The following is a 6,617-nucleotide window of genomic DNA, read 5'->3' as shown; positions in this document are numbered from 1 at the left end:
CGCGACGGACAGCGCCGCGACGGACAGCGCCGCGACGGACAGCGCCGCGACGGACAGCGCCGGGTTCGGCGGCGCGGGGCGGGCTGACGGCACGTCCGGTGTCACGTCCGCGGGGGATGCGGGGGCGGGGATCAGCGCGCGGGTCGGGACGCGGCTGGCGGACGTCCGGGATATTGATCTTGTCGGGTTCGACGGGGTGTTCGTCGATCCGGCGCGGCGGGCCGGGGATCGGCGGCTGGGATCGTCCGCCTGCGAACCCCCGCTGCCGTGGTGTTTCGCCCTGGTGGACCAGGTCGCCGCGGTGGCGGTGAAGGCCGCCCCGGGGATCGACGTCGCGGTGGTGCCGTCCGGCTGGGAGATCGAGTTCGTCGCGGCCGGCCGGGACCTCAAGGAAGCCGTCCTGTTCTCCCCCGCGCTCGCCTCCGCCCGCCGCCGGGCGACGATCCTGCGCCCCGTCCCGTCGGACGGTTCCGCGGAACCGTCAAAGCAGGCGCCGGCAGACCCGGCCGACGGGGCAGGCCCGGCAGGCCCCGTGGACGGGGCGGCTCCCATGGGTGGGGCAGGTCCAGTGGGTGTGGCCGGGCCGGAGCGAACGGTGAGCCTGGTGGGGGAGCCGGATGCGCCGGACTCGGACGGCCGGCTCGGCGCTCCCGGCGGGTATCTGTATGACCCCAGCCCCGCGGTGACCCGTGCCGGGCTGGTGGGGGAGCTCGCGCGCCGCCTGGACGCCTGGCAGATCGACCCGATGATCGCCTTTCTGACGTCCGACGATCCGGTGGACACCCCGTTCGCGCGCCTGCTGCGCATCGACGCCGATCTGCCGTTCGACGTGCGCCGGCTGGGCGCGCTGCTGCGTACCCGCGGCATCGGGTCGTTGGAGATCCGGCGGCGTGGCCTCGCCGGTGACGTCGACGCGTTGCGCCGCCGCCTGCTTCCGCGCCGCGGCGACCTGGTTCCCGGGGGTCCCGCCGTCACCGTCATGATGACCCGGCTACGCGACCAACCGTGGGCCCTGGTCTGCGTCCCCGTCTCGCCGCCAACCCCATCGCCATCGCCGCCAGCCTCACCGCCACCGCCACCGCTGCCATCGCTGCCACCGCTACCATCGCTGCCGCTGCCACCGTCGCCGCCCGGCTGGACTGAGGGCAGCGCCTGACGGCCGCGCTCAGGAGCCGGGTGGACGTCCGAGGGCTGTCGCCAGCAGGCAGGCCAGCGCGAGTGCGGTGGCGAGGGCGAGCGGGATGAGGGCCGCGACGTGCAGCAGGCAGGCGCCGCCGAGCAGAGCGCCGCCGAACATCGCCGCGGGCGCGCCGAGGCGGCGGGGGGCGTGGAAGCCGGGTCCGCCGGCGAGGCGGGAGTCGACGACCAGGCCGGTCAGGGTCGTGGTCAGCACGTTCGTCGGAACCTCGGGGACGGCCACCCGCCGCGCGGTCGCGTGCTGCAGGCCCATCGCCATCGCCAGCGGGACGACCACCTCGTACCGCAGCCGCGAGTCGTGCCCACCGCCGGTGCCCACGGCGTCGGTGAGGATCGCCGCGAGCAGGGCCGCGCCGAGCAGGATGACCTGCGCGCCGATTCCGACCAGCAGCCAGTGCCGTCCGGGTGTGGAATGCCGTCCGATCCGGCCGGCGAGGGCTGCGCCGGTGAGGAAACCGACGAGGGCCAGCGCCGACAGGTCGGCGGACAGTCCTGGGGCGCCGGCCAGGGCGAACGCGAGGAAGACGACGTTGCCGGTCATGTTCGCCACGAACACGTGGCCGAGCCCGAGGTAGCTGGTCGCGTCCACCAGGCCGGTCAGACCGGCCATCACCATCAGCAGCCACACCCGCCGGTCCGCTGTCTCCCGCTGGTCCGCCGCCTCCTCGGACGCCACCACCGGCGTAGTGTCACCCAAAGTGACTGGGAGTGCCGGGCGAGGGCGAGGAGCGGACATGCGGATCGCGATCCTGCTGTTCGAACGGGTGACGATTCTGGACGCGATCGGGCCCTACGAGGTGCTGCGGCAGCTACCGGACGCGCAGGTGGTCTTCGTCGGCGAACGGGTCGGGACGGTACGCGACGAGTCCGGCAGCCTCGGCCTGACCGTGTACGCATCGCTCGCCGACGTGACGAGCCCGGATGTCGTCCTGGTGCCCGGCGGGCCAGGCCAGAGCGACCACATGACCGAGGGCCCGGTGCACGCCTGGCTGCGCGCGGTGGACCGGACGAGCACCTGGACGACGTCGGTGTGTACCGGCTCGCTGATCCTCGCCGCCGCCGGCCTGCTGCGCGGGCGGCGGGCGGCGACCTACTGGCTGGCCGTGGATGCCCTGGCCGCCCTCGGTGCCGTCCCGAGCTGCGAGCGGGTGACGTTCGACGGCAAGTACGTCACCGCGGCCGGGGTGTCGTCCGGGCTGGACATGGCGCTCGCGCTCGCCGGCCGCATCGCCGGGGACCGGCGGGCGCAGGGCATCCAACTGGGCATCGAGTACGACCCGCAGCCGCCGTACGACGCCGGTTCGCCCGCCACCGCCCCTACCGACCTCGTCGACGCGCAGCGCGCGAGAAGCCGCTTCCGGTAGGACGCCGCCCGCCGTCCGGCTCGCTACAGGCGCAGCGGACGGATCGGGGCGGCGACCAAGGCCGGGTCGGAGCGCCAGTCCGCGTCCGCGACGTCGATGTACAGCTCGATCTCGTTGCCGTCCGGGTCGAGGATGTAGAGGCTGTGCGTGACGGTGTGGTCGGAGGCGCCGACGATCTGGACGCCCGCGCGCTGGATCGTCGCCAGCACCGCGCGCAGCTCGTCGTCGCTGTCACCGACCTTCAGCCCGAAGTGGTACATGCCGAGCCGGCGCCCGGCCGGGACGGCGGCCGCATCCTCGCCGACCTCGATGAGCAGCAGCTCATGGTGGGTCCGCCCGGAGGAGAACGCCGCCACCGGCGCGCGCAGCGGGCCGCCACTGTCGTCCGCCGGGTAGGGGAACACCTGGCGCCAGCCCAGGACGTCCCGGTAGAAGGTGACGGAGCGTTCGAGGTCACGCACGTACAGGACGAGGTGCCCCAGTTCCTTGATGGCCACGATGCTCTCCCCGAAGGCGGCGGACGAGGTGCCCGCACGAACGTTGTTGCCGATACAACTATCCCGGGCGCCCGGACATGCCCGCCGCGGCGCGCGTGCTGCCATGCTCTCGTGCCGCCGTGGTCTCGTGCTGCCATGCTCTCGTGCTGCCATGCTCTCGTGCTGCCATGGTCTCGCGGCGGGGCGGCGTCCGTGCGGTCCTGGGGTAGACTCGATCCTCAGTACCGTCGTGCCTGGGGGTGATCGGTTTCGACTTCGGACGTCGAGACAGGGGAAGCGGGTCGAGGATGAGCGGTTATCTCGCTAACGCTCCGCTCGAAAAAACAGCTGCCAACAACACGCAGCCTGCTAGCTCTTACGCCCTCGCGGCCTAAGTAGCTTAGCCGTCAGCCTGGGAGTTCCTCCGGCCCAGGGTCTGGCGTCGCTAGGAGGATCACCGCCTGGCCCGGTCGCGGGGCAAGGCGGAAAACCAAACAGCGACTGGGCCTATGTCAGCTTGCCTGCGAGTCTGACGGGGCCGAGAAACAAGTAGCAGGCTCCGCCCGAAGAAGCCCTGGTTCGGTGCCGGAGGACGCGGGTTCGATTCCCGCCACCTCCACTCGCTTGGTAGGGGCCTGTCCTTTACGGGCAGGCCCCTGACCAGGCCCGAAGCCTCCGCCCTTCACGATCCCGCCGCCGTTGGTTCCGGTGGTGAGGACAGGGTGAGGACGAACCGTTGTGCGCGGGATCGCGGCAGCCACCGTCTCCGCCGCCTGCTGGCCGGTCGACCGCAGCAGATACGCGTACAGGTTCGCGGTGACCGACGTCGAAGAGTGACCGACGACCTTCGAGGCGATCGTGATGTCGACTCCCTTGGACAGCATGATCGAAACCGAGCCGTGTCGGAGGTCGTGGAGCCGCTTGGGGGAGAGCAACTCCACGCCGATCTCGTCGCCCACCGACAAGGCCATGCCAAATCACGCTCACACCTGGTCCGCGTATGCCCAGACCTCGGGCGCATAGCCCCATTCCATGTTCGAGTGGCCAGGCGCGGCTCGGAGTGCTGGCGGAGGCCAGTGCGCGACCGGTCAGCGGCCAGGCAGTCCGAGCGTGTCGAGGTGGTCGGCCATCAGGGTGGCCAGGCTGTCCAGCAGCCGTTTGCCTTTTTCGGCGGTGGCGAGGGAGGGGCGGCCGATCGCTCCGGTCCGGGTATACGCCTGCATGCCATGGATGAGCAGATGAGGGCGCGGGCCGCCGCCCTCATCTGCGCTCTCCCAGCTGGGCCGGACGACGTCAGGGTGCGCGTGGAGAAGGATGGAGGTCTCCAGCTCGCCGGCGTGCATGTCGTCATGGCCGTCGGTCTCCAGCTCGGCTTCGGTACGCGCCGCCGTCCAGTCAGCCCGTCCAGGGAACAGGGTCATGGCCGGCCCGTCGACGTTGGCTTCCTGGACGATGTTGCTCAGGACGTAGTTGCCGCCGTGCCCGTTGACGAGCACCAGCACGGGGATGCCGGAACGGCGCAGCGATGCGGCGACGTCGTGGATGACCGCGGTCAGGGTGGTGGAGGAGATGCTCACGGTTCCCGGTGCGGAGCCGTGTTCGTGGGAGCACGAGAACGTGATCGGGGGGAGCAGCAGCAGACCGTACGCGTCAGCCACAGCCTCGGCGATCGCCTGGGCGATCAACGTGTCCGTCGTGAGGGGGAGATGGGCGCCGTGCTGCTCGAAGCTGCCCACCGGCAACACGGCCGCCCGTGCTCCGGCTCGCGCCACCTCGGCGCTGGTCGCCGTGGTGATCATAGGAATGGCTGTCTCCTCCTGGCGGCGCTCACGACCCGGCGCGCGGCGAGGAACTGGCCGACCTCCACCACACGATCGTTTCCCGTGAGCGCTCCCGCCATGCCGTCGAGCAGGGCGTCGGCGCGGGTGGAGCCTGTGGTCTGGGCGAGTTCCAGCGCACGCAGGCCCTCGGCCCCTGCCTCGGCCGGGCGGCCGGGCAAGACGACGGACCGAAGGACCAGACAGGCAGCCACGTCGAGCTCACCGAGACCGACGACCTGACCGCGTTGGAACAGCTCCGCCGGCAGGTGACCGACAGCCTCACCACCTCGACCAGCATGGCAAGCCTCGACGACTGGGACCGCCTGGTCGCGGCACACGGGAGAGCCACGCGCTACCAGCCCGCTCGCCTGCTGCTGGACGACCTCACCACCGACTTCACCGACCTGTCGGAAGCCTTCGCCCGCCCGCATCCCGCCAGCGTGACGCGCCGCCTCACCCGGACAATCGCCCAGATGGCCGGACTCATCAGCCTGACTCTCCTCAAGCTCGGTGCCCGCCACGCCGCACGATCCTGGGGGCGTACCGCTCGCCTCGCCGCCGACGAAGCCGGGGACCCCGCCCTGAGCTCCTGGGTCCGCGCCCAGGACGCGTACACGATCTTCTACACCTTCGACGTCAGGCAGGCAGCACTCGTCGCCCAGCAGGCCCAGGCGGCGGCCGGACGTACGGTCTGCGTCGGTGCGGTGCTGGCCGCGGCCCTGGAGGCACGCGCCCACGCGATCCTCGGCCATCCCACCGACGCCGACACCGCCATCACCCGAGCCGAAACGATCCTGTCCGCTCTCACCCCGGACGACACCACCGACTCGGCGTTCGGCTACAACGAAGCGCAACTGCGCTTCCACCACGGCAACGCCCTCACCCACCTGCACGACAGCCGACGCGCCGGGGAAGCCCAGCGGCGCGCTGGAGCTCTACCCCACCGACGACTACCTCGACCGGGCCCTGGTGCACCTCGACCAGGCCGCCTGCCTGCTACACGACGGCGAGATCGCCGCGGGCGCCAGCCACGCCGCACAGGTACTGCTGGACCTGCCCGCGCAGCAACGTGACGGCATCATCGTCAGCCGGGCCCGCGAGATCGCCCAGGCGGTCACCCCCCGCGACAGAACACTGCCGTCCGTCCGCGACCTCCATGATCTACTTGCCGGCGCAGAATGACCGGCCGACCCTAGACTCGCCACAATGACGATCACCGTGGCAGCCGCCTCCATCGCCGACGCCGACGCGCTGACCGACCTCATGCAGGACCTCGACACCTTCTACGGCGCGCCCCCCACCGACCCCCGCCCCCAGCGCCTCGCCCACATCCGCAGGCTGCTCCTGTCCGGCCAGACCTCTCCCGCGGTGCTACTGGCACGCGAAGACCACGAGGTACTGGGCATGGCCGCCTACGCGTTCCTCTGGCCGGCCGCGGGCGTAACCCAGTCGCTTTTCCTCAAGGAACTCTACGTCCGCGAACACGCCCGACGCCGCGGCATCGGAGGCCTCCTCATGGACCACCTCCGCCGCATCGCCACCGAAACCGGCTGCAGCAGAATCGAATGGACCACCGACCTCGACAACCAGTCAGCGCAAAGTTTCTACCGTGCACAGGGCTTCACCGTGAATACGGGAAAGGTGTTCTATCGGACGGAAATCTGATGAGCCGAGCCGCATGAGCCGAGACCGCGAGGCTTATGCAGAACTCATGGAATAGAAATAGAGTGCCCGGATCGCGGAGAATGCTGTGGGGTAGG

Annotated in this window: 8 protein-coding genes and 1 other RNA gene; 5 read left to right on the top strand and 4 right to left on the bottom strand. The window is 71.0% G+C overall.

Features of this window, described 5'->3' with window-relative positions:
- A partial coding sequence (locus tag G6R24_RS16695) for a THUMP-like domain-containing protein (protein WP_420840671.1) occupies positions 1-1,156 on the top strand: 1,156 nt, incomplete at its 5' end.
- A gap of 9 nt (positions 1,157-1,165) precedes the next feature.
- On the opposite strand, the gene G6R24_RS16690 is transcribed toward G6R24_RS16695, so the two are convergent.
- The gene (locus G6R24_RS16690; protein WP_225438631.1) at positions 1,166-1,894 is read right to left on the bottom strand and encodes a YoaK family protein; all 729 of its coding nucleotides are present in this window, start codon (positions 1,892-1,894) and stop codon (positions 1,166-1,168) included.
- Between the two features lie 37 nt (positions 1,895-1,931).
- Here G6R24_RS16690 and G6R24_RS16685 point away from each other — a divergent pair, with 37 nt between their 5' ends.
- Complete coding sequence (locus tag G6R24_RS16685) at positions 1,932-2,561, top strand: DJ-1/PfpI family protein (protein ID WP_192029165.1); 630 nt, start codon at positions 1,932-1,934, stop codon at positions 2,559-2,561.
- A gap of 23 nt (positions 2,562-2,584) precedes the next feature.
- On the opposite strand, the gene G6R24_RS16680 is transcribed toward G6R24_RS16685, so the two are convergent.
- A complete protein-coding gene (locus G6R24_RS16680; RefSeq protein WP_163550163.1) occupies positions 2,585-3,058 on the bottom strand; it encodes a VOC family protein in 474 nt (157 codons plus the stop codon).
- A gap of 235 nt (positions 3,059-3,293) precedes the next feature.
- On the opposite strand from G6R24_RS16680, the gene ssrA reads away from it, so the two are divergent.
- Positions 3,294-3,659, top strand: a transfer-messenger RNA (tmRNA) gene (gene ssrA / locus G6R24_RS16675).
- A gap of 466 nt (positions 3,660-4,125) precedes the next feature.
- Here ssrA and G6R24_RS16665 read toward each other — a convergent pair.
- Positions 4,126-4,836 (bottom strand): creatininase family protein, encoded by a 711-nt coding sequence (locus tag G6R24_RS16665; protein ID WP_217451546.1) that lies wholly within the window; start codon positions 4,834-4,836, stop codon positions 4,126-4,128.
- Complete coding sequence (locus G6R24_RS16660; protein WP_163550160.1) at positions 4,833-5,036, bottom strand: hypothetical protein; 204 nt, start codon at positions 5,034-5,036, stop codon at positions 4,833-4,835. The genes G6R24_RS16665 and G6R24_RS16660 overlap by 4 nt, the downstream gene beginning before the upstream one ends.
- 66 nt (positions 5,037-5,102) lie before the next feature.
- Here G6R24_RS16660 and G6R24_RS16655 point away from each other — a divergent pair, with 66 nt between their 5' ends.
- Complete coding sequence (locus G6R24_RS16655; RefSeq protein ID WP_163550159.1) at positions 5,103-5,930, top strand: hypothetical protein; 828 nt, start codon at positions 5,103-5,105, stop codon at positions 5,928-5,930.
- A 133-nt stretch (positions 5,931-6,063) separates the two neighbouring features.
- Positions 6,064-6,522 carry a GNAT family N-acetyltransferase gene (locus G6R24_RS16650; RefSeq protein ID WP_163550158.1) on the top strand — a complete coding sequence of 153 codons (459 nt, stop codon included), beginning with the start codon at positions 6,064-6,066 and terminating at the stop codon, positions 6,520-6,522.
- The last annotated feature ends 95 nt before the right edge of the window (positions 6,523-6,617 follow it).

The sequence above is a fragment of the Candidatus Frankia nodulisporulans genome, from assembly GCF_902806475.1.
Classification (GTDB): Bacteria; Actinomycetota; Actinomycetes; order Frankiales; family Frankiaceae; genus Frankia; species Frankia umida.
This window is presented reverse-complemented; position numbering and strand designations above follow the sequence as displayed.

Coding starts and splice junctions, on each gene's coding strand:
- G6R24_RS16685 (WP_192029165.1), top strand. CDS start 1,932: ATGCGGATCGCGATCCTGCTGTTCGAACGGGTGACGATTCTGGACGCG.
- G6R24_RS16650 (WP_163550158.1), top strand. CDS start 6,064: ATGACGATCACCGTGGCAGCCGCCTCCATCGCCGACGCCGACGCGCTG.
- G6R24_RS16665 (WP_217451546.1), bottom strand. CDS start 4,836: ATGATCACCACGGCGACCAGCGCCGAGGTGGCGCGAGCCGGAGCACGG.